Below are 22,556 nucleotides of genomic sequence, written 5' to 3' on the forward strand. Positions count from 1 at the left end.
TCGACCGCTGGGCTCACTTGTTCGGTTCCATGAAGCGCAGCATGTTCCCGGCCGGGTCCCGGAAGGCGCAGTCGCGCACCCCGTACGGCTGGTCCATCGGCTCCTGGATGACGTCGCCGCCGGACTCCCGCACCCGCTCGAACAGGGCGTCGCAGTCGTCGGTGGTGAAGTTGACGCCGTGCAGCACACCCTTGGCGAGCAGCCGGGCCATCGCCTCCCGGTCGGCGGGGGAGATGTCCGGGTCCGCGCCGGGCGGCTCCAGCACGATGTCCACGTCGGGCTGGGCCGGCGACCCGACGGTCACCCACCGCATGCCCTCGAACCCGACGTCGTTGCGGACCTCCATGCCCAGGACGTCCCGGTAGAAGGCGATCGCCTTGTCGTGGTCGTCGACGGCGAGGAAACAGTTCTTCAGCCTGATGTCCATGCGGCCAGGCTAGGCTGCTAAGCCCGTTTCTTCCCCCTTGGCCGGGTGAACCGGCGTGCCACGCAGGCCGGGATCACCGCCCCGTCGTCGTGCGGCCGGGCCCGGTACGCGCTCGGCGTCTCGCCCACCAGCTCCGTGAACCGCGCGCTGAAGGAGCCGAGCGAGGTGCACCCCACCGCCATGCACACTTCCGTCACGCTCAGATCCCCCCGGCGCAGCAGCGCCTTGGCCCGCTCGATCCGGCGGGTCATGAGATAGCTGTACGGAGTCTCCCCGTACGCGGCGCGGAAGCTGCGCTGGAAGTGCCCCGGCGACATCAGCGCGGTCCGCGCGAGCGCGGCGATGTCGAGCGGCTCGGTGTACTCCCGGTCCATCCGGTCACGCGCCCGCCGCAGCCGCACCAGGTCCTCGGTGTCCACTCCGCCAGCATGCCACGAACTGAAGTTTCCCCGTGCTCTTGGACACTCGTTGGTTATGCCGCGAGAGTGTGTTGGTGGCGCTGCCTGGTCTCGACCGGGGTGAGATAGCCGAAGGTCCTGTGTTTGCGCAGGCGGCGGCGGTTATAGAAGGTCTCGATGAAGGTGAAGACCTCGGCGCGGGCGGTGGCCCGGTCGGGCCAGGTCCGGGTTCCGATCTCCTCCTTGAGCAGAGCCCAGAAGCTCTCCGCGGCGGCATTGTCGAAGCATGATCCGGTGCGTCCGCAGCTCTGGCGCAGCCCCAACGCGCGTATCCGGTCGCGGAATTGGGCCGATGTGTACTCGCTGCCGCGATCGCTGTGTATGACACAACCGGGCTCCAAATGCGCCCGGCCGTGAGCCATGTCGAGGGCGTCGGTGACGAGTTCGGCGCGATGGTGGTCGGCCATGGCGTAACCGACGACCTCGCGAGTGGCCAGGTCGAGCCGGCAGGCGAGGTAGAGCCAGCCCTCGGCGGTGGGCAGGCAGGTGATGTCGCCGACCAGCTTGATGCCGGGGCGCTCGGCATGGAAGTCGCGGCCGATCAGGTCCGGGGCCGGCTTCGCCTTCGTGTCCGGCCTGGTCAGCGAGCGTCTCTTGCGGCGGGTGACGCCGCGGATGTCGCGCTCGCGCATCAGGCGGGCGATGCGCTTGCGGTTCACCTGTCGCCCCCGGCGCCGCAGTTCGGCATGGATTCGTGGGACACCGTAGGTGTGGCGGGAGGCGATGTGCAGCACGGTGATCTCGTGCGCGAGTGCGTCGTCGGCCGCCTGGCGGGCCCGGCGGGCGGCCTCGCTCTCGCGCCAGGCGTAGTAGGAGGAGCGGGCCACGTGCAGTACACGGCACAGCAGAACGATCGGATAGTTCGCCTTCTCCGCATGGATCAACCGGTACAACGCGTTCACCGGTCGCTCTCCTTCGCGAAGAAGGCGGTCGCTTTTTTCAGGATTTCGATGGTCTGCTGCTGTTCGCGGTTCTCCTTGCGCAACCGCCGCAGTTCCTCGCGCTCGGCGCCGGCCAGCTCGCCGGGCTGCCCCTCGCTCTGGTCTGCCTTGGCCCGGCGGTACCAGCCGCGCAGGGACTCGGAGCTGATGCCGAGTTCCCGGGCGACCGCCGTGACCGTCTTGCCCGAGGAATCGACGAGCGCGATCGCGTCCCGCTTGAACTCTTCGGTGTACCGCTTCGTGTACTTGCTTCCCACCTGGTGCTACTTCCTCTGGAACCTCAGGTCCCAGTCTCCAGGTGTCCACGATCAAGGGGAAGCTTCACTTTCCAGTTGGCTCTGGACGTAGACGGACACGCGGTCTGGCAAAGGGCGTTTGGCTCTGCGGTTGAGCGCCGGCGCAGGCAGAGAAATGCCCACGCTCCGTTGGTGTGCCTTCGCATGTAGATAACGCCATCATGGCGGTCGAGGTTGAGCTCGCGGGCGCGGGCGCGGGTGTCGTTCATGGGGCGCCGGGCACCGCGTCTACTTCACCACCGCCGAGGAGGTCACCCCGCCCACGGTCGTGAAGGTCGAGGCCATGGCCCGTGTGATGCCGCCGTACATCCGCGCGGCGATCGTCACGCTCGCCGGATCAGGCTTGCGAATAGGCGAGTTGCTCGGCCTCAGGGTGTCGGACGTCGACTTCAAGGCCGGCACCATCCGCGTCGAGCGCCAGCGCCTCCAGTCCGGGAAGATCGGCCCGCCGAAGACCGCAAAGTCCCGGCGGACTGTCCCGGTCGGTGAGGTCGTCACTGACGCGCTTCTCACGCACTTCGCCGCACGCCCCTCCAAGGAGTGGCTGTTCACGATGGAGGAGGGTGAACCGCTCAACTACCGCCGCTGGAAGACCGAATGGAACTGGGCTCGTAAGGAGCTGCAGAAGGCGGAGAGCGAGGCTGCCGGGCGCGAGGGCCGCAAGCCCGTCGAGCTGCCGCACATGGTGACCCACGACCTGCGTCACTTCTACGCCTCCGCCCTCATCGCCGGCGGAGCGAGCGTCAAGCAGGTCCAGCTGGTCCTCGGCCACGCGTCCGCCGTCATCACGCTGCGGATCTACGCGCACCTGTGGCCGGGCGAAGAAGACCGCACCCGGACCGTCATGGACGCCGTTCTCGGCGGCCTGCGGACCGGGTGCGGACAGGTAGGCAATACGACCCGCGAAACCGCAGGTCAAACGGCCTAGCCAAAGATCAAGCCTTCTTGGTCTCCCAGAAGATCTTGTCGATCTGGGCGATGTAGTCCAGCGCCTTCTGGCCGGTGGCCGGGTCCGTGGACGCCTTGGCGGCCGAGAGGGCCTTCAGGGCGTCGTTGACCAGCTGGTGCAGCTCCGGGTACTTCTCGAAGTGCGGGGGCTTGAAGTAGTCGCTCCACAGGACCGACACGTGGTGCTTGGCGAGCTCGGCGCGCTGCTCCTTGATGACGGTCGCACGGGCCTGGAAGTGCGGGTCGTCATTGGCGGCCATCTTCTCCTGCACGGCCTTGACCGACTCCGCCTCGATGCGGGCCTGGGCAGGGTCGTACACACCGCAGGGCAGGTCGCAGTGCGCGCTGACCTTCACCTTGGGGGCAAACAGGCGGGAAAGCATGGAGCATTCCTTCCTCGTGATCGTCTTCTCAGGTGGGACATTACTCCCTGAGGGACGGGTTTTCGCGAGTGCCCCCTTGGGCTTAGGACAAAAGTCCGGGGTCGGGCCGAGACTGGTGGAGGATAGGACAGGGGAGGTGCCGCTGATGCCGGAACTGTCGCAGGAGACCGAACGCGGGCGGCCGTTGCTGCCCTTCGGGCCGGCCGAGGTGACCGGGCCGTCGATGGTGCCCACGCTGCACCACGGCGACCGGCTGCTGGTGCACTGGGGGGCCCGTATCCGGCCCGGTGACGTGGTCGTTCTGCGCCATCCGTTCCAGCAGGACCTGCTCGTCGTCAAGCGTGCGGCGGAGCGCCGCGAGGGCGGCTGGTGGGTGCTCGGGGACAACGCGTACGCGGGCGGGGACAGCACCGATTACGGGACCGTCCCGGCCGAGTTGGTGCTGGGCAAGGTGCGGGCTCGGTTCCGGCCGCGCCGGACCGATCAGCGCTCGCCGCTCGCGCGGGTGCTCTGGGCGCTCTCCGCGGTCCGTCCCGTGCTCTCGGACCGGTCCGCCTCCAGGCGTTTGCGGGCCCGGTAGGCGGCCACGTTCGCCCGGGTGGCACAGCGGTCGGAGCAGTAGCGCCGGGACCGGTTGGTCGAGGTGTCGAGGTAGGCGTTGCGGCACGGCGCCGCCTGGCACAGGCCCAGCCGGTCCACGCCGTACTCGGTGAGGTGGAAGGCCAGGCCCATCGCCGCGATGGCCGCGTAGCCGGAGGTCGCGTTCGAGGGGTGGTCGGCGAGGTGCATGTGCCACAGCGGGCGCCCGTCGTCGTCCCGGAAGTCGTGCCCGGAGATCTGCGGGCTGACCGGGAACTCCAGCAGCAGTGAGTTCAGCAGGTCCACGGCGAGCGTCTCGTCGCCGCCGTCCGCCGCCTCGAAGACCGCGCGCAGCCGGGCCCGGACCGAGCGGAAGCGGGTGACGTCGGCCTCCGTGGCGCGCCGCGCCGCCGACTGGTTGGCGCCGAACAGCTCGCGGACGGCCTCGACGGACGTCAGCGTGTCCTTGCCCCGGGCCGGGTCCTCGCTGTTGACGAGACGCACGGCGTAATCCGAGTAATAGGCCAGTTCCACTTGTAGTCCTTACGGAGGCGTTCTATGGTCGTGGTGCGGTCGGAGTAACAGCTGATCGTGGTTCCAGGGTATTACGCATCCGTCCGAGGAGGGGGCTTCCCATGACGACCGGTACCCGTACCGACTGGCAGGGCTGGCAGGAGAGCTGGGACCGGCAGCAGGAGTGGTACATGCCCGACCGGGAGGAGCGCTTCCGGATCATGCTGGACATGGTCGAGGCGCTCGTCGGTCCGAAGCCCCGGGTGCTCGACCTGGCCTGCGGCACCGGCTCCATCACCGCCCGCCTGCTGGCCCGGATGCCGGGCGCCACCAGCACCGGCGTCGACCTCGACCCGGCGCTCCTGACCATCGCCCGGGGCACCTTCGAGGGCGACGAGCGGGTCAGCTTCGTCACCGCCGACCTCAAGGACCCCGCCTGGACGGCCGCACTGCCGTACGACTCCTACGACGCCGTCCTGACCGCCACGGCCCTGCACTGGCTGCACAGCGAACCCCTCGCGGCCCTCTACGGTCAGGTCGCGGGGCTGGTCCGCGACGGCGGTGTCTTCATGAACGCGGACCACATGATCGACGAGACCACGCCCCGGATCAACCAGGCCGAACGCGCGCTGCGGCACGCGCGCATGGACCGCGCCAAGGACGCCGGCGCCCTGGACTGGGCCGAGTGGTGGCAGGTCGCCGCCCAGGACCCGGTCCTCGCCGAGCCGACCGCCCGCCGCTTCGAGATCTACGGCGAGCACGCCGACGGCGACATGCCCTCCCCGCAGTGGCACGCGCGCGTGCTGCGCGAGAAGGGCTTCGGCGAGGCCCGCCCGGTGTGGTGCTCGCCCTCGGACACCCTGCTGCTGGCGCTGAAGTAACCCGCCGGGACAGCGAAAGGGGCGGTACGGGAGACCCGTACCGCCCCTTCGGCGTCGTACCGTCAGAGGACCTTCGACAGGAACGCCTGGGTCCGCTCGTGCTGCGGGTTGGTCAGGACCTCGCGCGGGTTGCCGGACTCCACGACCACGCCGCCGTCCATGAAGACCACGCTGTCGCCCACCTCGCGGGCGAAGCCCATCTCGTGGGTGACGACGACCATCGTCATACCGGACTCGGCCAGGTCGCGCATGACGTCGAGGACGTCACCGACCAGCTCCGGGTCGAGCGCCGAGGTCGGCTCGTCGAAGAGCATCAGCTTCGGCTCCATCGCCAGCGCGCGGGCGATGGCGACGCGCTGCTGCTGACCGCCCGAGAGCTGCGAGGGGTAGTTGCCGGCCTTGTCGCCGAGACCGACCTTCGTCAGCAGCTCGTGCGCCCGCTCCCGGGCCTGGGACCTGCTGACGCCCTTGACCTGGACCGGGGCCTCCATGACGTTCTCGACGGCCGTCATGTGCGGGAAGAGGTTGAACCGCTGGAACACCATGCCGATGTCCCGGCGCTGCATGGCGACCTCGCTGTCCTTCAGCTCGTAGAGCTTGTCGCCCTTCTGGCGGTAGCCGACGAGCTCGCCGTCGACGTACAGCCGGCCGGCGTTGATCTTCTCCAGGTGGTTGATGCACCGCAGGAAGGTCGACTTGCCGGAGCCGGAGGGGCCGATGAGGCAGAACACCTCGCCGGTCTGGACCTCCAGGTCGATGCCCTTGAGGACCTCGACGTGGCCGAAGGACTTGTGGACGCCCTCGGCCTTCACCATGGGCGGGGTGGGCGCCGCGTCCTGGACGGGCTGCTTCGTCACGTCCGTCATGCCGTGACTCCCTTCGGGCGGCGAGCGGGCAGGACGGCTGCCTTGAAGCGCTGCAGGGGCGTCGGGGGCAGGGTCCGCGAGGAACCGCGCGCGTAGTGCCGCTCGATGTAGTACTGGCCGACGCTGAGGATCGAGGTCATGATCAGGTACCAGGCGGCGGCGAGGAAGTACATCTCCACCGTGGAGCCCGCGTTCTGACCGATGTCCTGAGCCTCCTTGAACAGGTCGGCGAACTGCACCGCCGAGACGAGCGAGGTCGTCTTCAGCATGTTGATGACCTCGTTGCCCGTCGGCGGCACGATCACGCGCATCGCCTGCGGGATGACGATCCGGCGCAGCGTCTTGGTGTGGCTCATGCCGAGCGCGTGCGACGCCTCGGTCTGGCCCTCGTCGACCGAGAGCAGACCGGCACGGCAGATCTCCGCCATGTACGCGGCCTCGTTGAGGCCGAGCCCGAGCAGCGCCGTCAGCAGCGGCGTCATGAAGGACGACCAGTAGTCCTTGTAGATCGGGCCGAGGTTGATGTACTCGAAGACCAGGCCGAGGTTGAACCACACGAACAGCTGGACCAGGACCGGGGTGCCCCGGAAGAACCAGATGTAGAACCAGGCGATCGACGAGGTGACCGGGTTCGTCGACAGGCGCATCACGGCGAGCAGGATGCCGCCCGCGATACCGATCACCATGGAGATCACGGTGAGCAGCAGGGTGTTCCAGACACCGTGCATGATCCGGTCGTCGAAGAAGTACTCGGGGATCGCGTCCCAGTTGATGTTGCCTTGCGCGAAGGCGTAGACGATTACGCCGAGGATGGCGATCGCGAGGGCCGCGGACACGTAGCGCCCAGGGTGCCGGACCGGGATGGCCTTGATGGCCTCCGGCCCGGTGGGCGGCGTGGGGTCCGCGGGACCGTCCGTCTTGTTGACGTCAACAGTCACGGGTGGAGCCTTTCAGAACGGTAGTGCCGAGGCGGAGATCAGGAGCCGCCGTTGATCTTGGCCTCGGTGATCGCGCCGTCCTCGACGCCCCACTTCTTGATGATCTTCTCGTACTCGCCGTTGTCGATGATGGCCTGGACGGCGGCCTGCAGCGCGTCACGCAGCTCGGTGTCGTCCTTGGCCACGGCGATGCCGTACGGGCCGGCCTCGACCTGGTCGCCGACGATCTCGAAGTACTTGCCGCCGCCCGCGTTCTTCACCGAGTACGCGGCGATCGGGAAGTCGGCGGAGACGACGTCGGCGCCCTTGGAGCGCATCCGGGTCTCGGCCTCCGGGTTGGTGGCGAAGTCCTCGATCTTGAGCGTGGCCTTGCCGTCGTCCTTGCACTTCTTCGCCTGCTCCTTGGCGAGGTCGTGCGAGAAGGTGTTGCGCTGCACGGCCATGGTCTTGCCGCACAGGTCGTCCCAGGTCTTGATGCCCTTGGTGTCGCCCTTGTTGGTGTACAGCGAGACGCCGGCGGTGAAGTAGTCCACGAAGTCGACGCCGTCGCCGACCTTCTTGCCGGTGTCGCCGTCGATGCCCTCCTGGCGGTCCTTGGTGTCCGTCATCGCCGACATGGCGATGTCGTACCGGTTGGAGGCCAGACCACCGATGAGGGTGTCGAACGTGGCGTTCTGGAACTCGAACTTCACACCGAGCTGCTTGCCGAGGGCCTCGGCGATGTCGGGGTCGATGCCGACCACCTTGCCGGAGTCGTCCTTGAACTCCACCGGGGCGTACGCGATGTCGGAGCCGACCTTGATGACGCCCTTGTTGGCGATGGCCGCCGGCAGCTTGTCGGCCAGCGGGGCCGAGCTCTCGGTTTCGGTCTTGCTGCTGTCGTCCTTGGTCTGGTCACCGCAGCCAGTGATCAGTAGGGCGCCTGCGACCGCGATCGAGCCGACCGCTGCCAGCCGGGAGCGCGCGGCGGTCGTACGACGGGTGGTGCTTGCGGTCATGGTGGGTTCCTCCGGCGGATGGGTGGAGTTGCCGATGGGTCGACGAGAGCACACGTCTTCGAGTGTCGCGACCTCGTGTGATTACGGCATCTTGCCATTCGGACTGTGCGATTCAGGGTGCCCGCTATGTCAAAATCGGATAACGGGTGACCCCCGAACCACTACAGGTCAGGACATCGCGACCGCATCTCTTCCGGGAATCTCCCCTTCCGGCCGAAGAATCTCCGGTCTGTCTCAGGATGTGACTGGTCGGTAAGTTCCGCCGGACGGCTACTTGAGCGTCAATCGGGCGCGCGTCAAGGGGGATTGACCGGTTGTCCATATGACGGCGCATGATTCATGTCACCGATAAGCGGTGATCGATGATCGTTCTTCGTTCCGCCATGTGAGCTTGCGCCTATTGGACTCGTCCTCGACGGCGTCCGTCCGGTAAGAAGGTGCTTTACACCCCTCATCCGGGGCTCAGGGCGCGTGTGCGGCGCGCCCGTCGCGTATGCGCCCTCAAGTGACCGTACGTATCGGTAACTGGGCCGTGCGCGGTGCCCGCCCACCCCTCACCTGGGAGTGGCCACCCTCAAACCATGAATACTTAAGGGGTCAGACAAAGTGGCAGCGGAGATCGTCAATCCTCGCAGCGACAGCGATACGGGTCAGGACGGAGAGGCGGAGCCCTTCGATTCCTTCGACCCCGCGTTCGCGCTGCACCGCGGCGGCAAGATGGCAGTGCAAGCCACCGTGCCGGTCCGCGACAAGGACGACCTGTCCCTGGCGTACACGCCCGGCGTGGCGAAGGTGTGCAGCGCCATCGCCGAGCAGCCGGAGCTCGTCCACGACTACACGTGGAAGTCCTCCGTGGTCGCCGTCGTGACGGACGGTACGGCCGTGCTCGGGCTCGGAGACATCGGGCCCGAGGCCTCCCTTCCGGTGATGGAGGGCAAGGCGATTCTGTTCAAGCAGTTCGGCGGCGTGGACGCGGTGCCGATCGCCCTGAACTGCACCGGCGTCGACGAGATCGTCGAGACCGTGGTGCGGCTCGCTCCCTCCTTCGGAGGCGTCAATCTGGAGGACATCTCGGCGCCCCGGTGCTTCGAGATCGAGCGCCGGCTGCAGGAGCAGCTGGACATCCCTGTCTTCCACGACGACCAGCACGGTACGGCGGTCGTGACGCTTGCGGCGCTGCGGAACGCCGCGCGGCTGAGCGGGCGGGAGATCGGGCAGCTGCGCGCGGTCATCTCCGGGGCCGGGGCGGCCGGTGTCGCCATCGCGAAGATGCTGGTCTCCGCCGGGATCGGGGATGTCGCGCTGGCCGACCGCAAGGGCATCATCTCGGCGGACCGGACGGATCTGACGGACGTCAAGCGTGAGGTCGCCGGGTTCACCAACAAGGCCGGGATCTCGGGGTCGCTTGAGGACGCGCTGGCCGGGGCCGATGTGTTCATCGGGGTCTCGGGTGGCACCGTCGCGGAGTCGGCTGTCGCCTCGATGGCGGAGGGCGCCTTTGTCTTCGCCATGGCCAATCCGAACCCCGAGGTGCATCCCGAGGTCGCGCACAAGTACGCGGCCGTCGTGGCTACCGGGCGGTCGGACTTCCCGAACCAGATCAACAACGTGCTGGCGTTTCCGGGCATCTTCGCGGGTGCGCTGCAGGTGCGGGCCTCCCGGATCACCGAGGGGATGAAGATCGCGGCGGCGGAGGCGTTGGCGTCTGTCGTCGGGGACGATCTGGCTGCCGACTATGTGATTCCGTCGCCGTTCGACGAGCGGGTTGCTCCTGCGGTTACTGCTGCGGTTGCCGCGGCGGCTCGGGCCGAGGGTGTGGCTCGGCGGTGAGTGTTCCGCGTAGGTAGGTGAGGTGACCCCGGTCGGGTGTATCGACCGGGGTCATTTCTTTACCCGGGGGTTGGGCCGGGTGGGTGATGGTGCATTTTTTCGCCCCCGCCGCCCCTGCCCGTTCCCGCCCTCCAGGGGCTTCGCCCCTTCGACCCCACCAGGGGGCTCCGCCCCCTGGACCCCCATCGGCCTGAACGGCCTCGTCCTCAATCGCCGGACGGGCTGGAGTGAGCGGCCTGGGTTCTTACGTGCTGGACGGGCTGGAGTGAGCGGCCTGGGTTCTTACGTGCTGGACGGGCTGGAGTGAGCGGGCTGTGTTCTCACGTGTGGACGGGCTGGAGTGAGCGGGCTGTGTTCTCACGTGTGGATGGGCTGGATTGGCTGGGCTCGGTGGCCGGGGGTGGAGTGCAAGAGGGGATGTGTCACAGGTGGGGGCTGTTTCGGTGGGGGTGGGGCGGGCCTATCGTCGGGGACATGTTCGCTGTCTATGCCGCCCGAATCGACCGCGACCAGCCGCTCAGCGGCCTTGAGTTGGGGGAGCGTCCTGCCCCAGAGGCCCGTGCCGGCTGGAGCGTCGTCCATGTCAGGGCCGCCTCTCTCAACCACCACGACCTGTGGTCCCTGCGCGGCGTCGGCCTCGCCGAGGACAAGCTGCCGATGATCCTCGGGTGCGACGCCGCCGGTGTCGACGAGGACGGCAACGAAGTCGTTCTGCATTCCGTCATTGGGCAGAGTGGGCATGGGGTGGGACCCAAGGAGCCCCGCTCGATTCTCACCGAGCGGTATCAGGGGACCTTTGCCGAGCAGGTCGCCGTGCCCACCTGGAACATCCTCCCCAAGCCCAAGGAGCTGTCCTTCGAGGAGGCCGCCTGTCTGCCCACCGCCTGGCTGACCGCCTACCGGATGCTCTTCACCAACGCCGGGGTACGGCCCGGCGACTCCGTGCTCGTGCAGGGCGCCGGGGGCGGTGTCGCCACGGCCGCCATCGTGCTCGGCAAGGCCGCGGGGCTGCGGGTCTTCGCCACCAGCCGGGACGAGGCCAAGCGGAAGCGGGCACTGGAGCTCGGGGCCGTCGAGGCCGTCGAGCCGGGGGCGCGGCTGCCGCAGCGTGTGGACGCCGTCATTGAGACCGTTGGTGCCGCCACCTGGTCCCACTCCGTCAAGTCGCTCAAGCCCGGCGGCACGCTCGTCATCTCCGGCGCCACCAGTGGTGACCGGCCCTCCCACGCCGAGCTGACCCGGATCTTCTTCCTGGAGCTCAAGGTGGTGGGCTCGACGATGGGGACCAAGGACGAGTTGGAGGATCTGCTGTCCTTCTGCGCCGCTACGGGCGTGCGGCCTGTCATCGACGAGGTCCTGCCCATGGACCGGGCCCGTGAGGGCTTCGAGCGCATGGCCTCCGGGGAGCTGTTCGGGAAGGTCGTGCTGACCAACTCCGGGTCCTGAGGCGTCTGGTTCCTTCGCCGAAACCGCCCGCCCCTGTCAACTTCGGTTGACAGGGGCGGCTTCGTCAACCTACGTTGACGGGTATGAGTGAGGCAACCGATCTCGCCGCGCGTGCCGGTGACCGTGACCCGAGGGTGGGGCTGCGGGCCGTCGCCGCGTTGCGGCGGCTGTTGGAGCAACTGGAAGCCGTACAGGTGCGCAGTGCGCGCAATCAGGGGTGGTCGTGGCAGGAGATCGCCGCGGAGCTCGGAGTCAGCAGGCAGGCCGTGCACAAGAAGTACGGGAGGCATTGATGTTCGAGCGGTTCACCAAGGACGCCCGCGCGGTCGTGAAGGGCGCGGTCGAGCACGCGGAACGCACCGGCGCCGGCACGGTCGACACCGAGCACCTGCTGCTCGCCCTGCTCGACCGGGAGGCCAGCCGCGGCTCCTTCGTCCTGGCCGCGCTGGGGCTCACGGAGCGCAGGGAGTCCGTACGGGAGGCGCTCGGGGAGGCGCGCAGTCGGGCCGGGCTGTCCCGGGCCGAGGCCGACGCGCTCGCCGGGCTCGGTATCGACGTCGCCGAGATCGTCGCCCGGGTCGAGGAGGTGCACGGCGTCGGCGCGATGTCCGGCGATCTCAGGGACAAGGGCTGGTGGTCCGGCCGCCGCTCCTTCAGCCGGGAGGCCAAGGGCGTCCTGGAACGCTCCCTGCGGATCGCCCTGGCCCACCGCGACCGGCACATCGGCGACGAGCACATCCTGCTCGCCCTCACGGCCTTCCCCGGGGTGCCGGCCGAGGTCCTCGCCGACCACGGGGTCACCAACGCGTCGGTGACCCGGGTCCTCTACGGGCAGGGGCAGGCCAAGGCGGGCTGAGCCGCTACGCCTTCGGCGCCCTCAGCAGCGCCCCTATGTGGGCCGCCGCCGTGGACAGATGCCTGCGGGCGTCGCGGAGTTGATCCGCCGTCACACCGTGGTCGCGGGCCGCGTCACGGACGTCGTCGCGGAAGCGGTCCAGCAGGCGCTCCAGGTCGCGCGCCGGGTCGCCGGTGGAGTCCTTGGCGTCCTCGTGGGCCCAGGACGGCTCGTACTCGGCGGGGAAGTCCACCGGGGTCTCGGAGTACCCCGGGGCCTCCGACGACTCCGGGCGCCGGTCGGTCGCCGTGCCGGGGCGGCCGAAACCGAAGTCCTTCCCGAACTCCTTGCCGAAGCCCTTCCCGAACTCGCCGAACTCCTTGGCCAGTTCCGCGAGGCCCTCGCGCACGCCGGTCGGCCAGTCGCCGCGCGCGAAGTGGTCCTGTACGTGGTCCTGGACCCGCTTGGCGATGCGCTGCATCTCCTCCTGGGCCTGGGCGCGGGCCCGGTCCTGCGCCTCCTTGGCCTGGCGCCGGGCGCGCTGGGCCTCCTCGCGGGCCCGACGGCTCTCGTCCTTGGCACGCCGGGCCTGCTCCTTCCACTCCTGCTTGGCCCGCCGCATCTCCTCCTTGGCCGCCCGCCAGGCCTCCTTGTCGGTGAAGTCCGTCAGGTCGCCGAGGTCGCCGAGGTCGCCGAGGGGACTGCCGCCCGTCCTGCCCTTGTCGCCCTGCCTGGCCTCGGAGGCCGCAGCGCGCATCTCCCGGCGCAGGTTCCCGGCCGCGCCGCGCACATCGGCCCGTATCTCCGCGGCCAGCTCCGCGACCGACTCCCGGATCTCCAGCTCCAGGTCGGCCAGTTCCCCGCTGCGGTCGGCGAGTTCGGCGCGGCCGGCGTCGGTGATGGCGTACACCTTGCGGCCGCCCTCGGTGGTGTGGGTGACCAGGCCCTCGCTCTCCAGCTTCGCCAGCCGGGGGTAGACCGTGCCCGCCGACGGGGCGTACAGGCCCTGGAAGCGCTCCTCAAGGAGGCGGATCACCTCGTAGCCGTGGCGCGGCGCCTCGTCCAGCAGCTTGAGCAGGTACAGGCGGAGACGGCCGTGGGCGAAGACGGGAGGCATGTCAGAGCACCTTCTTGTCGGTCGTGCCGTCGGCCGGGTCGCCCGGGTCGGCTTCGGTGGGCGGTGTGGAGTCCCGGCCGGCGTCGGAATTCTCCCCCGAACCGGCCCCCGTGTTCTCCACCGGGGCGTCCTCCCAGAACTCCCCCTCCCACGGCTCCTCTTCACGGGCCGGCCGGCGCAGCAGGGCGATGGAGCCGGAGACGGTGGTCGCCCGCAGCTTGCCGTTGCCCGCGCCCAGCTTGCCGGTGATCTTGTGGGCGCCCCACTGGCCGTGCACCCGAAGTCCGTCGAAGGCGTTGGAGATCGTGCCGCTCGCGGTGTTCGCCTCGACGTCGGCGTCGGCCGGGTGGGGGAGGCGGATGGCGATCTCGCCGGAGACGCTGGTGAGCCGTACGTCCGTCGGGCCCTCTGGGTCGAGGTCGACGATCATCGAGCCGCTGACCGAGTCCGCGCGCACGGAGGGCCCCGAGCCCTCGACGACGGTGAGGTCGCCCGAGACCGAGTTGAAGCGGAGGTCGCCGGTGACGGACTGGGCCTCCAGGTTCCCGGAGACCGTGTCGGCGCGGACCGGGCCGGAGAGGCCGACGAGGGTGGTGTCGCCGGTGACGCCCTTGACCACCGAGGGGCCGCGCACCCCGGAGACCACGGCGCCCGCGCCGACCACGCCCACCTCGACGCGGGTGTCGGCCGGGACCGCCAGCGAGACCACGGCACTGCGCCGCCAGCCCTTGCGGTCGAGCCACTTCAGGAAGCCCTTCCAGGGCAGGTCGTCGTAGGCGACAGTGAGGGTGCCGCGCTCCTGGGTGACCACCAGGGGTGGGCCCTCCATCTCGGAGACTTCGAGGCGGGCGGAACCTTCGTCGGTGCCCACCACGTTCACCGTGCCGTTGACGATCCGTACGTGCAGCTCGCGCACCGGTTCGTCGAAGGTGAGCTTCTTCGGCTCCGTGACTGACCACTCGGTCATGGTGACGACCTCCCCGTGACAACGCGCCATATCGCGTCTCCTGTCAATCACGATATATCGCGCTCGGGGAAAGTCAAGACACTCCTTCGGGGGTTCGGGAGGGGCTCGGGTTGCCGGCCGGGCGTCCCTGATGCGGCCGTCCGCGGGTCCAAAAGTGACCAATCGCCGCAGATCGCCCTACGGTATGAGCATGTCGACCCCCGGAGCCCTGCTGCTCTGCCGCGCCGCGCCGGAATCCGTCGCCGCCATCGCCCCGCTCCTGCGCGCACCCCTGCTCGTCGCCCCGGCGGGCGAGGAGTGGAGCGTGCTCGTGCCGGAGGACGGGCCCCGGGCGCTCCACGACGAGCCGGTCGACCGTGTGCTCACCGGCTGGGCGAGCGCGCTCGCCGTCGGCGCGCCCTGGCCCGTACTGGCGCTGTGGTGGGACGAGGACCGCGCCGGGTTCACCCTCGCGTCCGGCTTCCGCCGCCCCGTCGGTTACATCTGGCTGGGCGACGGCACGCCCGTCGGCGAGGACGAGGCCATGCACACCTTCGCCGCCCGGCTGGGCCTGGACCCGGTGCTCGACATGGAGGCCCTGGACGCCCTGACGGAACCGGACCCCGACGCCGACGCCCCCGCCCGGCTGACGGGCCTGCTCGCGGTCCTCACACACGCCGGAGTCGCCCTCCCCGACGGCCTCGCCCCCGGCGAACCCGCCGACCGTCTGCACGCCGTCGTACGGGCGCATCCCGGCGCCCACCCCGTCGAACGCGCCGGCTGGCGCGAGACGGTCCGCGCGGAACTGGACGCCGTGGACGTGGGCCGCCTCAGCCCCTGGTTCCCCTGGTCCGGCACCCCCCAGGCCCGCGCCCTGCACCTCGCCCAGCTCGCGGGGGGCGTCCCGGCCACGGTCTGGGGTCTGCACCGCCGCAGCCCCGGCTGGCTCATCGCGGGGGCGGTGCTGCTGGCGCACGGGACGCTGGGGCTGGCGTTCGACGTGACACGTCCGCGGGACTGACGGGCCGACCGCGCGGAGGCCGCGCCGAAGGCCGCGGCACGGGAAACAGAAGAGGGCGCCCGCAAGAGGCGCCCTACGCGTGGGGTGTTACTCGTCGTCCTCGTTACTCGTCGTCCTCGTCGTCCAGCCGTGCCAGCCAGGTCGCCAGGCGCTCCACCGGGACCTCGAAGTCGGGGTTCAGGTCGACGAACGTGCGCAACTGCTCGGCGAGCCACTCGAAGGTGACCTCCTCCTCGCCGCGCCGCTTCTCCAGTTCTTCGATGCCACGGTCGGTGAAGTACATGCCCACAGGATAAGGCGGCAGGGCCGCACCCCCGATCGGGGTACGGCCCTGCCGGACAGCCAGGCGCTTACGCCTCGAAGACCTCGCGTACCAGCTGCTCCTGCTCGGCCTGGTGGCGCTTGGCCGAACCGACCGCCGGGGACGAGCTGTGCGGGCGCGAGATACGGCGCAGGCGCTCGCCGTGCGGCACGTCCGCGCCGACCGCCAGGTCCAGGTGGTCGATGAGGTTCAGGGCGATGAACGGCCACGCACCCTGGTTCGCCGGCTCCTCCTGGGCCCACAGGTACTTCTCGGCGTTCGGGTACTTGGCGATCTCGGCCTGGAGCTCGGCACCCGGCAGCGGGTACAGGCGCTCGATCCGGATGATCGCCGTGTCCGTGGCACCGCGCTTCTGCCGCTCGGCTTCCAGGTCGTAGTAGACCTTGCCCGCGCAGAAGACGACCTTCTTGACCGCGGCCGGGTCCACCGAGGTGTCGCCGATGACCGGGCGGAACTGGCCGGTGGTGAACTCCTCCGCCTTCGACGCGGCGGCCTTCAGACGCAGCATCGACTTCGGGGTGAAGACGACCAGCGGCTTGTGGTGCGGGTTGTGCACCTGCCAGCGCAGGAGGTGGAAGTAGTTCGACGGCAGGGTCGGCATCGCGACCGTCATGTTGTTCTGGGCGCAGAGCTGGAGGAAGCGCTCGGGGCGCGCGGACGAGTGGTCCGGGCCCTGGCCCTCGTAGCCGTGGGGGAGGAGCAGCGTGACACCGCTGGTCTGGCCCCACTTCTGCTCCGCCGACGAGATGAACTCGTCCACGACCGTCTGGGCGCCGTTGACGAAGTCGCCGAACTGCGCCTCCCACATCACCAGCGACTCGGGGCGGGCCAGCGAGTAGCCGTACTCGAAGCCCATCGCCGCGTACTCGGAGAGCAGGGAGTTGTAGACGTTCAGCCGCGCCTGGTCCTCGGAGAGGTACATCAGCGGCGTGAACTCCTCGCCCGTCTCGCGGTCGATGATCACCGCGTGCCGCTGGCCGAAGGTGCCGCGCTGGGAGTCCTGGCCGGCGAGCCGGACCGGGACGCCCTCAAGGAGCAGCGAGCCGACCGCGAGGGTCTCGCCCATGCCCCAGTCGATGGTGCCCTCCTCGACCATCGTCGCCCGGCGCTGCAGCTGCGGCAGCAGACGCGGGTGGACGGTGATGTGGTCGGGGATGTTGACCTGGGACTCGGCGATCCGCTTGACGACCTCCGCGGAGACGGCCGTGTTGACCGCGACCGGGAACTCGGCCTGCGGGTCCACGTGCTCGGCGACGGCGGGCTGCGAGGTGGCCTCGCGGACCTCCGTGAAGACCTTCTCCAGCTGGCCCTGGTAGTCCTGCAGCGCCTGCTCGGCCTCTTCCAGGGTGATGTCGCCGCGACCGATCAGGGACTCGGTGTAGAGCTTGCGCACCGAGCGCTTCTTGTCGATCAGGTCGTACATCAGCGGCTGGGTGAAGGCCGGGTTGTCCGACTCGTTGTGACCGCGGCGGCGGTAGCAGATGAGGTCGATCACCACGTCCTTGTTGAACGCCTGGCGGAACTCGAAGGCCAGCCGCGCGACGCGGACCACGGCCTCCGGGTCGTCGCCGTTCACGTGGAAGATCGGGGCCTCGATCATGCGGGCCACGTCGGTGGCGTACATCGAGGAGCGCGACGACTCGGGGGCCGCCGTGAAGCCGACCTGGTTGTTGATGACGATGTGGACCGTGCCGCCGGTGCGGTAGCCGCGCAGCTGCGACATGTTCAGGGTCTCGGCCACCACGCCCTGGCCCGCGAAGGCCGCGTCGCCGTGGATCGCCACCGGCAGGACCGTGAAGTCGGTGCCGCCCTTGTTGATGACGTCCTGCTTGGCGCGCGCGACGCCCTCCAGGACCGGGTCCACCGCCTCCAGGTGGGAGGGGTTGGCGACCAGGGAGACCTTGATCTGCTCGCCGTCCAGGCCGGTGAAGGTGCCCTCGGCGCCCAGGTGGTACTTCACGTCGCCGGAGCCGTGCATCGACTTCGGGTCGAGGTTGCCCTCGAACTCGCGGAAGATCTGCGCGTAGGACTTGCCGACGATGTTGGCGAGGACGTTCAGGCGGCCGCGGTGGGCCATGCCGATGACGACCTCGTCCAGACGGGACTCGGCAGCGGAGTCGATGACCGCGTCCAGCAGCGGGATGACGGACTCGCCGCCCTCCAGGGAGAACCGCTTCTGCCCGACGTACTTGGTCTGCAGGAAGGTCTCGAAGGCCTCGGCGGCGTTCAGCCGGCGCAGGATGCGCAGCTGCTCCTCGCGCTCGGGCTTGGTGTGGCCGCGCTCGACCCGGTCCTGGATCCACTTGCGCTGCTTGGGGTCCTGGATGTGCATGAACTCGATGCCGGTGGTGCGGCAGTACGAGTCGCGCAGCACGCCGAGGATGTCGCGCAGCTTCATCAGGGACTTGCCGGAGAAGCCGCCGACGGCGAACTCGCGCTCCAGGTCCCACAGGGTCAGGCCGTGCTCGGTGATGTCCAGGTCGGGGTGCTTGCGCTGGCGGTACTCCAGCGGGTCGGTGTCGGCCATGACGTGGCCGCGGACCCGGTAGGAGTGGATCAGCTCGAAGACACGGGCGGCCTTGGTGACGTCGTCGTCGTGGCTGGCGTCGATGTCCTTGAGCCAGCGGACCGGCTCGTAGGGGATGCGCAGGGCCTCGAAGATGTCGTCGTAGAAGCCGTTCTCGCCGAGCAGGAGGTTGGCGACCTGGCGCAGGAACTCGCCGGAGGCGGCGCCCTGGATGACCCGGTGGTCGTAGGTCGACGTGAGCGTCATGACCTTGGAGATGCCGAGCTTGTTCAGGGTGTCCTGGGAGGTGCCCTGGAACTCCGCCGGGTAGTCCATGGAGCCGACGCCCATGATCACCGACTGGCCGGGCATCAGACGCGGCACGGAGTGCACGGTGCCGAGGCCGCCGGGGTTGGTCAGGGAGACGGTGACGCCGGTGAAGTCGTCCATCGTCAGCTTGCCGTCGCGGGCGCGGCGGACGATGTCCTCGTAGGCCTGCCAGAACTCGAAGAAGTTCAGCGTCTCGGCCTTCTTGATCGCCGCGACGACGAGCTGGCGGTCGCCGTTGGGCTTGACCAGGTCGATGGCGAGACCGAGGTTGACGTGGTCCGGCTTGACCAGGGTGGGCTTGCCGTCCTTCTCCGCGAAGGAGTAGTTCATCGACGGCATGGCCTTGATGGCCTGCACCATCGCGTAGCCGATCAGGTGCGTGAAGGAGATCTTCCCGCCCCGGGCGCGCTTGAGGTGGTTGTTGATGACGATGCGGTTGTCGAACAGCAGCTTCACCGGGACCGCGCGGACCGAGGTGGCGGTCGGCAGCTCCAGCGAGGCGTTCATGTTCTTCGCGACCGCGGCGGCCGGGCCGCGCAGCGTCACCAGCTCGGGGCCCTGCGGGGCCGCGGCGGCGGGCGCGGCCTGCGCGGCCGGCTTGGCGGCGGCGGGCTTGGCCGGGGCCGGAGCGGCGGGGGCCGGAGCGGCGGCGGCCGGCTTCGGGGCCGCCTGGGCCGGGGCCGGAACCGCGGCGGGTGCGGGTGTGGCCGGTGCGGCGGGAGCTGCCGGAGCCGGGGCGGGCGCCGCGGCGGTGCTGCCCGCGGGAGCCGAGCCTGCGGCGGCCCCCGGCTTGTAGTCGGCGAAGAAGTCCCACCAGGCGCGGTCTACCGAATTCGGGTCCTGGAGGTACTGCTGATAGATCTCGTCGACGAGCCACTCGTTCGGACCGAACGCGGCTGCGGGATTCTTGCCCGCTTGGTCTGCGTCGGTCGTGGGGGTACCGCCCGGCCGAAGGCTGGGGGAGCTCGATGCGTTACTGGGGGACTGTGGCGACACGGCGGCAACCGCCCTCTTCCGCTTCACAAGGTGATGGACAGCGGGAATAAAGGCTACGCCTCCATGACCGGGAAGGTCAGGTCGGGCCGGTTCATCGTCGTGTAAGTCACATCGGAAAGCGTGTTTCGGGCTTTGAAATGGCGGGAAACAAGCGAGGTTTCACTGCTCGGGGTACGGGTCGTCCCAGGCCGGGCGCACGGAAGGCGCGGGCCTTGGCCTGATCACACGTGTCCGTCAGCGCGGACGCCCGTGGATCTTGTGGCTCCGGTTCGAACCATACGTCAACTCGACGTGGATGGCTCTCCCGGAAGGGTGACAAGGATCCGGCAACCCCGATCGGATTCGGCCACTCCGATCCGGCCGCCGTGCAGATCCACCGCCCAGCGGGCGATGGCGAGGCCGAGACCGGTGCCGCCGTCGCTGCCCGGGCCGTGCGGAGAGGGCACCGCACCCCGGTTGAACCGCTCGAAGACGCGGTGCCACTGCGAGCGCGGAATGCCGGGCCCCTCGTCCAGTACTTCCAGCTCCAGCGACTGGGGCCGGTCCCCGCGCCGGGCCTTCACCGTCACCCGCCCGTGCGGCGGGCTGTGCTTGACCGCGTTGTCGATGAGGTTGGCCACCACCTGGTGGATCCGCTCGGGGTCCGCGTGCGCGGTCAGCTCCGGCGGAGAGACGTCGAGGTGCAGATGGACGTCGGTACGCGTGTGGCCGCCCGAGCCGGAGGCGATCCCCGCGCGCGTGGAGGCCACCATGTTGGCCTCCTTCAGTACGCCCGACAGATACGGCCACACCTCGAAGCGGCGCGCCTTGAGCGGGACCACGCCGTTGTCGATGCGGGACAGGTCCATCAGCGTGTCGACCAGGCGGCCCAGGCGCTCGGTCTGCTTCAGCGCGGTGCGCATGGTCTCCGGGTCGGCCTCGGTGACGCCGTCCACGATGTTCTCCAGCACCGCGCGCAGGCCCGCGATGGGGGTGCGCAGCTCGTGCGAGACGTTGGCGACCAGCTCCTTGCGCTGACGGTCCTGGGTCTCCAGCTCGTCGGCCATGACATTGATCGTCTCGGCCAGGTCGCCCAGCTCGTCCCTGCGGTTGTCGCGCACCCGGCGCGAGTAGTCGCCGTGCGAGATGGAGCGGGCCACCGCGTTCATCTCGTCCAGCGGCGCGGTGAGCGAATGCGCCACGAACTGCGTAATGAGCAGTGTGGCGATCATCGAGAAGACCGTGATGAAGCGCAGCTCGGTCTGGGTGCGCACCGCGATCATCGACAGACCCGTGGTGATCAGGACCGAGATGACGACCAGCGCGCCGAGCTTGGTCTTGATCGAGAACGGGCGTACGCCGCCCCAGGGCTCCCCGGGGCCTCTCCGCGCCGGCCCCTCGCTCATGGCGTCGGGGTCTCCAGGGCGTAGCCCACGCCGTGCACGGTACGGATGCGCTCGGCGCCGATCTTGCGGCGCAGGGCCTTGATGTGGCTGTCGACGGTCCGGGTGCCGGAGGCGTCGGCCCAGTCCCACACCTCCGCCAGGAGCTGCTCGCGGGAGAGCACCGCGCGCGGGGTGTTGGCCAGGCACACCAGGAGGTCGAACTCGGTGGGCGTGAGGTGGACGTCCTCGCTGCGCACGCGGACCCGGCGCTGGGCGTGGTCGATCTCCAGCTCGCCCAGCCGCAGGATGCCGCTGCGCGGGGTGGAGGCGGCGATCGCGGCCCGCTCCACCCGGCGCAGCAGGACGTGCACGCGGGCGGCCAGCTCCCGCATCGAGAACGGCTTGGTCATGTAGTCGTCGGCGCCGACGCCGAGGCCGACCAGCATGTCGGTCTCGTCGTCGCGGGCCGTCAGCATCAGCACCGGCACGGGGCGCTGGGCCTGCACGCGGCGGCAGACCTCCAGGCCGTCGAAGCCCGGCAGCATGATGTCGAGGATCAGCAGATCGGGCTGCCAGGCCTCGGCCGTGTCCACGGCCGACGGCCCGTCGCCCGCGGTCTGCACGAGGAATCCCTCGGCACGCAGGCGGGCCGCGATGGCGTCCACGATGGTCGGATCGTCCTCGACCACCAGAACCCTGCGCTGTGCGCCCGGGCTCGCCGCCGTGCCGTTGTGGGAGGTGTGTGTCTGCTCCATCGCCCGCCCCTGAAGTTGCTTTCCGGAATCCGTGGGGTGATCCGTCTTGTGCGACATGCCCGAGCATGCCTGCGATTGACGCTTGAATGATCCGCGCCAAGGCAGCAGCGTACGGGGAGTCACGGTGGCTCGGCTATCCAGGTCGGACGGCGAGATGCACGACGTCGGGAACGCCCCGGGCAACGGGGATCTCTTCGGTACGCACCTGATTGAACCCGGCATTCCGCAAGGATTCTTCGAATTCCGGAGAGGGCTGTGCCGACCACACGGCGAGCACCCCGCCGGGGTTCAACAGCCGTGCGCAGCTTGCCAGTCCGGAGTCCGAGTAGAGGCTGTTGTTCCCGTCCGTGACGGTCCAGCCGGGGCCGTTGTCGATGTCGAGACACAGTGCGTCGAACGTGTCGGATGTCTCAATGACGTAGTTGATCAGGTCAATTTCGAGGATCCGGGTACGCGGATCCCGTCGGGCCGCTTCGGTGAGCCCGGACAGAGGGCCCGAGCGGTGCCAGTCGACAATGGCCGATTCGCGTTCCACCACGGTGATCCGTCCCCAGCGCGGGTCGGCCGCGGCGTGTGCGAGCGAGAACCCGACGCCCAGGCCGCCGATCAGTACGGCGGGGTCGGTGCGGTCGTCCAGCGCGTCCCGCGCCGCGTCGACGAGCAGGCGCTCGGAGCGGCCGTCGGAGGTGTCCATCAGGAAACAGCCGTTGGCGATGATCTGCAGCAGCTCCCCGTGCCGCCGCAGCACGACCTCGCCGTAGGGGCCTTCGCGACGGTCCAGGACTTCAGGGATGTCGTACGAAGTGGGCATCCGCTCATCCTGTCAGGTCCGCGGCGTGAAAATCGCTGGGAGGCGTGGA

The 22,556-nt window shown here is 69.4% G+C and carries 23 protein-coding genes and 1 pseudogene; 8 read left to right on the forward strand and 16 right to left on the reverse strand.

From position 1 onward, the window contains the following. Positions 1–13 precede the first annotated feature (13 nt). Genes ACZ7L7_RS23380 through ACZ7L7_RS23395 form a run of 4 tightly spaced genes read right to left on the reverse strand, consistent with a single transcriptional unit; the run spans position 14 to position 2,083 of the window. Positions 14–427, reverse strand: a complete 414-nt coding sequence (locus ACZ7L7_RS23380; protein ID WP_285510167.1) for a VOC family protein — start codon at positions 425–427, stop codon at positions 14–16. 17 nt (positions 428–444) lie between these two features. Then, positions 445–846: a helix-turn-helix transcriptional regulator gene (locus ACZ7L7_RS23385; protein WP_285510166.1), complete on the reverse strand. Its 402-nt coding sequence runs from the start codon at positions 844–846 to the stop codon at positions 445–447. A 53-nt stretch (positions 847–899) separates the two neighbouring features. Beyond that, on the reverse strand, positions 900–1,787 hold the full coding sequence (locus tag ACZ7L7_RS23390; RefSeq protein ID WP_471591915.1) for an IS3 family transposase: 888 nt from the start codon (positions 1,785–1,787) through the stop codon (positions 900–902). Next, a complete protein-coding gene (locus ACZ7L7_RS23395; RefSeq protein ID WP_285510164.1) occupies positions 1,784–2,083 on the reverse strand; it encodes a transposase in 300 nt (99 codons plus the stop codon). The genes ACZ7L7_RS23390 and ACZ7L7_RS23395 overlap by 4 nt, the downstream gene beginning before the upstream one ends. A 283-nt stretch (positions 2,084–2,366) precedes the next feature. Here ACZ7L7_RS23395 and ACZ7L7_RS23400 point away from each other — a divergent pair. Then, positions 2,367–3,050, forward strand: a pseudogene (locus ACZ7L7_RS23400) (site-specific integrase); the annotation flags it as partial. A 7-nt stretch (positions 3,051–3,057) separates the two neighbouring features. Here the strand turns inward: ACZ7L7_RS23400 and sodN are convergent. Continuing rightward, positions 3,058–3,453 carry a superoxide dismutase, Ni gene (gene sodN / locus ACZ7L7_RS23405; RefSeq protein ID WP_020123534.1) on the reverse strand — a complete coding sequence of 132 codons (396 nt, stop codon included), beginning with the start codon at positions 3,451–3,453 and terminating at the stop codon, positions 3,058–3,060. A gap of 145 nt (positions 3,454–3,598) precedes the next feature. Between sodN and sodX the strand changes: the two genes are divergently transcribed. Then, a complete protein-coding gene (gene sodX / locus ACZ7L7_RS23410; protein WP_285510162.1) occupies positions 3,599–4,033 on the forward strand; it encodes a nickel-type superoxide dismutase maturation protease in 435 nt (144 codons plus the stop codon). Here the strand turns inward: sodX and ACZ7L7_RS23415 are convergent. Continuing rightward, entirely contained in the window at positions 3,937–4,566 is a 630-nt protein-coding gene (locus ACZ7L7_RS23415) for a CGNR zinc finger domain-containing protein (protein ID WP_285510161.1), read from the reverse strand. The two genes, sodX and ACZ7L7_RS23415, sit on opposite strands and share 97 nt — an antisense overlap. A gap of 101 nt (positions 4,567–4,667) precedes the next feature. Here ACZ7L7_RS23415 and ACZ7L7_RS23420 point away from each other — a divergent pair, with 101 nt between their 5' ends. After that, positions 4,668–5,426 (forward strand): class I SAM-dependent methyltransferase, encoded by a 759-nt coding sequence (locus ACZ7L7_RS23420; RefSeq protein WP_285510160.1) that lies wholly within the window; start codon positions 4,668–4,670, stop codon positions 5,424–5,426. A 62-nt stretch (positions 5,427–5,488) separates the two neighbouring features. Here the strand turns inward: ACZ7L7_RS23420 and ACZ7L7_RS23425 are convergent, their stop codons facing one another. From ACZ7L7_RS23425 to ACZ7L7_RS23435, 3 genes are read right to left on the reverse strand one after another with little or no spacing between them, the layout of a single operon-like run. Beyond that, complete coding sequence (locus ACZ7L7_RS23425; protein WP_285510717.1) at positions 5,489–6,241, reverse strand: amino acid ABC transporter ATP-binding protein; 753 nt, start codon at positions 6,239–6,241, stop codon at positions 5,489–5,491. Positions 6,242–6,288: 47 nt separating this feature from the next. Continuing rightward, positions 6,289–7,230, reverse strand: coding sequence for an amino acid ABC transporter permease (locus tag ACZ7L7_RS23430; RefSeq protein ID WP_285510159.1), 942 nt, complete (start codon positions 7,228–7,230; stop codon positions 6,289–6,291). Positions 7,231–7,268: 38 nt separating this feature from the next. Beyond that, positions 7,269–8,228, reverse strand: a complete 960-nt coding sequence (locus ACZ7L7_RS23435; protein WP_285510158.1) for an ABC transporter substrate-binding protein — start codon at positions 8,226–8,228, stop codon at positions 7,269–7,271. A 606-nt stretch (positions 8,229–8,834) separates the two neighbouring features. Here ACZ7L7_RS23435 and ACZ7L7_RS23440 point away from each other — a divergent pair. The 4 genes from ACZ7L7_RS23440 to ACZ7L7_RS23455 all read left to right on the forward strand — a co-directional run bounded on the left by ACZ7L7_RS23440 (position 8,835) and on the right by ACZ7L7_RS23455 (position 12,360). Continuing rightward, a complete protein-coding gene (locus ACZ7L7_RS23440) occupies positions 8,835–10,058 on the forward strand; it encodes an NAD(P)-dependent malic enzyme (protein WP_093721114.1) in 1,224 nt (407 codons plus the stop codon). A 474-nt stretch (positions 10,059–10,532) separates the two neighbouring features. Next, a complete protein-coding gene (locus tag ACZ7L7_RS23445; RefSeq protein ID WP_471591914.1) occupies positions 10,533–11,504 on the forward strand; it encodes a zinc-binding dehydrogenase in 972 nt (323 codons plus the stop codon). Between the two features lie 83 nt (positions 11,505–11,587). Next, entirely contained in the window at positions 11,588–11,797 is a 210-nt protein-coding gene (locus tag ACZ7L7_RS23450; RefSeq protein ID WP_093721113.1) for a helix-turn-helix domain-containing protein, read from the forward strand. Continuing rightward, positions 11,797–12,360, forward strand: coding sequence for a Clp protease N-terminal domain-containing protein (locus ACZ7L7_RS23455; protein ID WP_285510156.1), 564 nt, complete (start codon positions 11,797–11,799; stop codon positions 12,358–12,360). The genes ACZ7L7_RS23450 and ACZ7L7_RS23455 overlap by 1 nt, the downstream gene beginning before the upstream one ends. Before the next feature lie 4 nt (positions 12,361–12,364). Here ACZ7L7_RS23455 and ACZ7L7_RS23460 read toward each other — a convergent pair whose 3' ends face one another. Together ACZ7L7_RS23460 and ACZ7L7_RS23465 are read right to left on the reverse strand one after the other, a co-directional pair. Beyond that, entirely contained in the window at positions 12,365–13,456 is a 1,092-nt protein-coding gene (locus ACZ7L7_RS23460) for a PadR family transcriptional regulator (protein WP_471591913.1), read from the reverse strand. Position 13,457: 1 nt separating this feature from the next. Then, a complete protein-coding gene (locus ACZ7L7_RS23465) occupies positions 13,458–14,423 on the reverse strand; it encodes a DUF4097 family beta strand repeat-containing protein (RefSeq protein ID WP_285510154.1) in 966 nt (321 codons plus the stop codon). 184 nt (positions 14,424–14,607) lie between these two features. Between ACZ7L7_RS23465 and ACZ7L7_RS23470 the strand changes: the two genes are divergently transcribed. Then, positions 14,608–15,423 carry a hypothetical protein gene (locus ACZ7L7_RS23470; protein ID WP_285510153.1) on the forward strand — a complete coding sequence of 272 codons (816 nt, stop codon included), beginning with the start codon at positions 14,608–14,610 and terminating at the stop codon, positions 15,421–15,423. Between the two features lie 103 nt (positions 15,424–15,526). On the opposite strand, the gene ACZ7L7_RS23475 is transcribed toward ACZ7L7_RS23470, so the two are convergent. From ACZ7L7_RS23475 to ACZ7L7_RS23495, 5 genes are all read right to left on the reverse strand, one after another. Then, positions 15,527–15,706 carry a DUF6104 family protein gene (locus ACZ7L7_RS23475; protein WP_003992906.1) on the reverse strand — a complete coding sequence of 60 codons (180 nt, stop codon included), beginning with the start codon at positions 15,704–15,706 and terminating at the stop codon, positions 15,527–15,529. 67 nt (positions 15,707–15,773) lie between these two features. Then, on the reverse strand, positions 15,774–19,577 hold the full coding sequence (locus tag ACZ7L7_RS23480; RefSeq protein ID WP_471427684.1) for a multifunctional oxoglutarate decarboxylase/oxoglutarate dehydrogenase thiamine pyrophosphate-binding subunit/dihydrolipoyllysine-residue succinyltransferase subunit: 3,804 nt from the start codon (positions 19,575–19,577) through the stop codon (positions 15,774–15,776). 281 nt (positions 19,578–19,858) lie between these two features. Continuing rightward, positions 19,859–20,962, reverse strand: a complete 1,104-nt coding sequence (locus ACZ7L7_RS23485) for a HAMP domain-containing sensor histidine kinase (protein ID WP_453607381.1) — start codon at positions 20,960–20,962, stop codon at positions 19,859–19,861. Further along, positions 20,959–21,696 carry a response regulator transcription factor gene (locus ACZ7L7_RS23490; protein WP_093725353.1) on the reverse strand — a complete coding sequence of 246 codons (738 nt, stop codon included), beginning with the start codon at positions 21,694–21,696 and terminating at the stop codon, positions 20,959–20,961. Before ACZ7L7_RS23490 ends, ACZ7L7_RS23485 begins: the two co-directional genes overlap by 4 nt. Before the next feature lie 133 nt (positions 21,697–21,829). Beyond that, positions 21,830–22,507 (reverse strand): spermidine synthase family protein, encoded by a 678-nt coding sequence (locus tag ACZ7L7_RS23495; protein WP_285510150.1) that lies wholly within the window; start codon positions 22,505–22,507, stop codon positions 21,830–21,832. Between the last annotated feature and the right edge of the window lie 49 nt (positions 22,508–22,556).

This window comes from Streptomyces sp. NPDC110618 (assembly GCF_055657065.1).

Excerpts from the sequence above, each read along its gene's own strand:
- ACZ7L7_RS23380 (WP_285510167.1), bottom strand. The coding sequence starts at position 427 with ATGGACATCAGGCTGAAGAACTGTTTCCTCGCCGTCGACGACCACGAC.
- sodN (WP_020123534.1), bottom strand. The coding sequence starts at position 3,453 with ATGCTTTCCCGCCTGTTTGCCCCCAAGGTGAAGGTCAGCGCGCACTGC.
- sodX (WP_285510162.1), top strand. The coding sequence starts at position 3,599 with ATGCCGGAACTGTCGCAGGAGACCGAACGCGGGCGGCCGTTGCTGCCC.
- ACZ7L7_RS23420 (WP_285510160.1), top strand. The coding sequence starts at position 4,668 with ATGACGACCGGTACCCGTACCGACTGGCAGGGCTGGCAGGAGAGCTGG.
- ACZ7L7_RS23425 (WP_285510717.1), bottom strand. The coding sequence starts at position 6,241 with ATGGTGAAGGCCGAGGGCGTCCACAAGTCCTTCGGCCACGTCGAGGTC.
- ACZ7L7_RS23435 (WP_285510158.1), bottom strand. The coding sequence starts at position 8,228 with ATGACCGCAAGCACCACCCGTCGTACGACCGCCGCGCGCTCCCGGCTG.
- ACZ7L7_RS23445 (WP_471591914.1), top strand. The coding sequence starts at position 10,533 with ATGTTCGCTGTCTATGCCGCCCGAATCGACCGCGACCAGCCGCTCAGC.
- ACZ7L7_RS23450 (WP_093721113.1), top strand. The coding sequence starts at position 11,588 with ATGAGTGAGGCAACCGATCTCGCCGCGCGTGCCGGTGACCGTGACCCG.
- ACZ7L7_RS23455 (WP_285510156.1), top strand. The coding sequence starts at position 11,797 with ATGTTCGAGCGGTTCACCAAGGACGCCCGCGCGGTCGTGAAGGGCGCG.
- ACZ7L7_RS23460 (WP_471591913.1), bottom strand. The coding sequence starts at position 13,456 with ATGCCTCCCGTCTTCGCCCACGGCCGTCTCCGCCTGTACCTGCTCAAG.
- ACZ7L7_RS23465 (WP_285510154.1), bottom strand. The coding sequence starts at position 14,423 with ATGACCGAGTGGTCAGTCACGGAGCCGAAGAAGCTCACCTTCGACGAA.
- ACZ7L7_RS23470 (WP_285510153.1), top strand. The coding sequence starts at position 14,608 with ATGAGCATGTCGACCCCCGGAGCCCTGCTGCTCTGCCGCGCCGCGCCG.
- ACZ7L7_RS23475 (WP_003992906.1), bottom strand. The coding sequence starts at position 15,706 with ATGTACTTCACCGACCGTGGCATCGAAGAACTGGAGAAGCGGCGCGGC.
- ACZ7L7_RS23485 (WP_453607381.1), bottom strand. The coding sequence starts at position 20,962 with ATGAGCGAGGGGCCGGCGCGGAGAGGCCCCGGGGAGCCCTGGGGCGGC.
- ACZ7L7_RS23490 (WP_093725353.1), bottom strand. The coding sequence starts at position 21,696 with ATGGAGCAGACACACACCTCCCACAACGGCACGGCGGCGAGCCCGGGC.
- ACZ7L7_RS23495 (WP_285510150.1), bottom strand. The coding sequence starts at position 22,507 with ATGCCCACTTCGTACGACATCCCTGAAGTCCTGGACCGTCGCGAAGGC.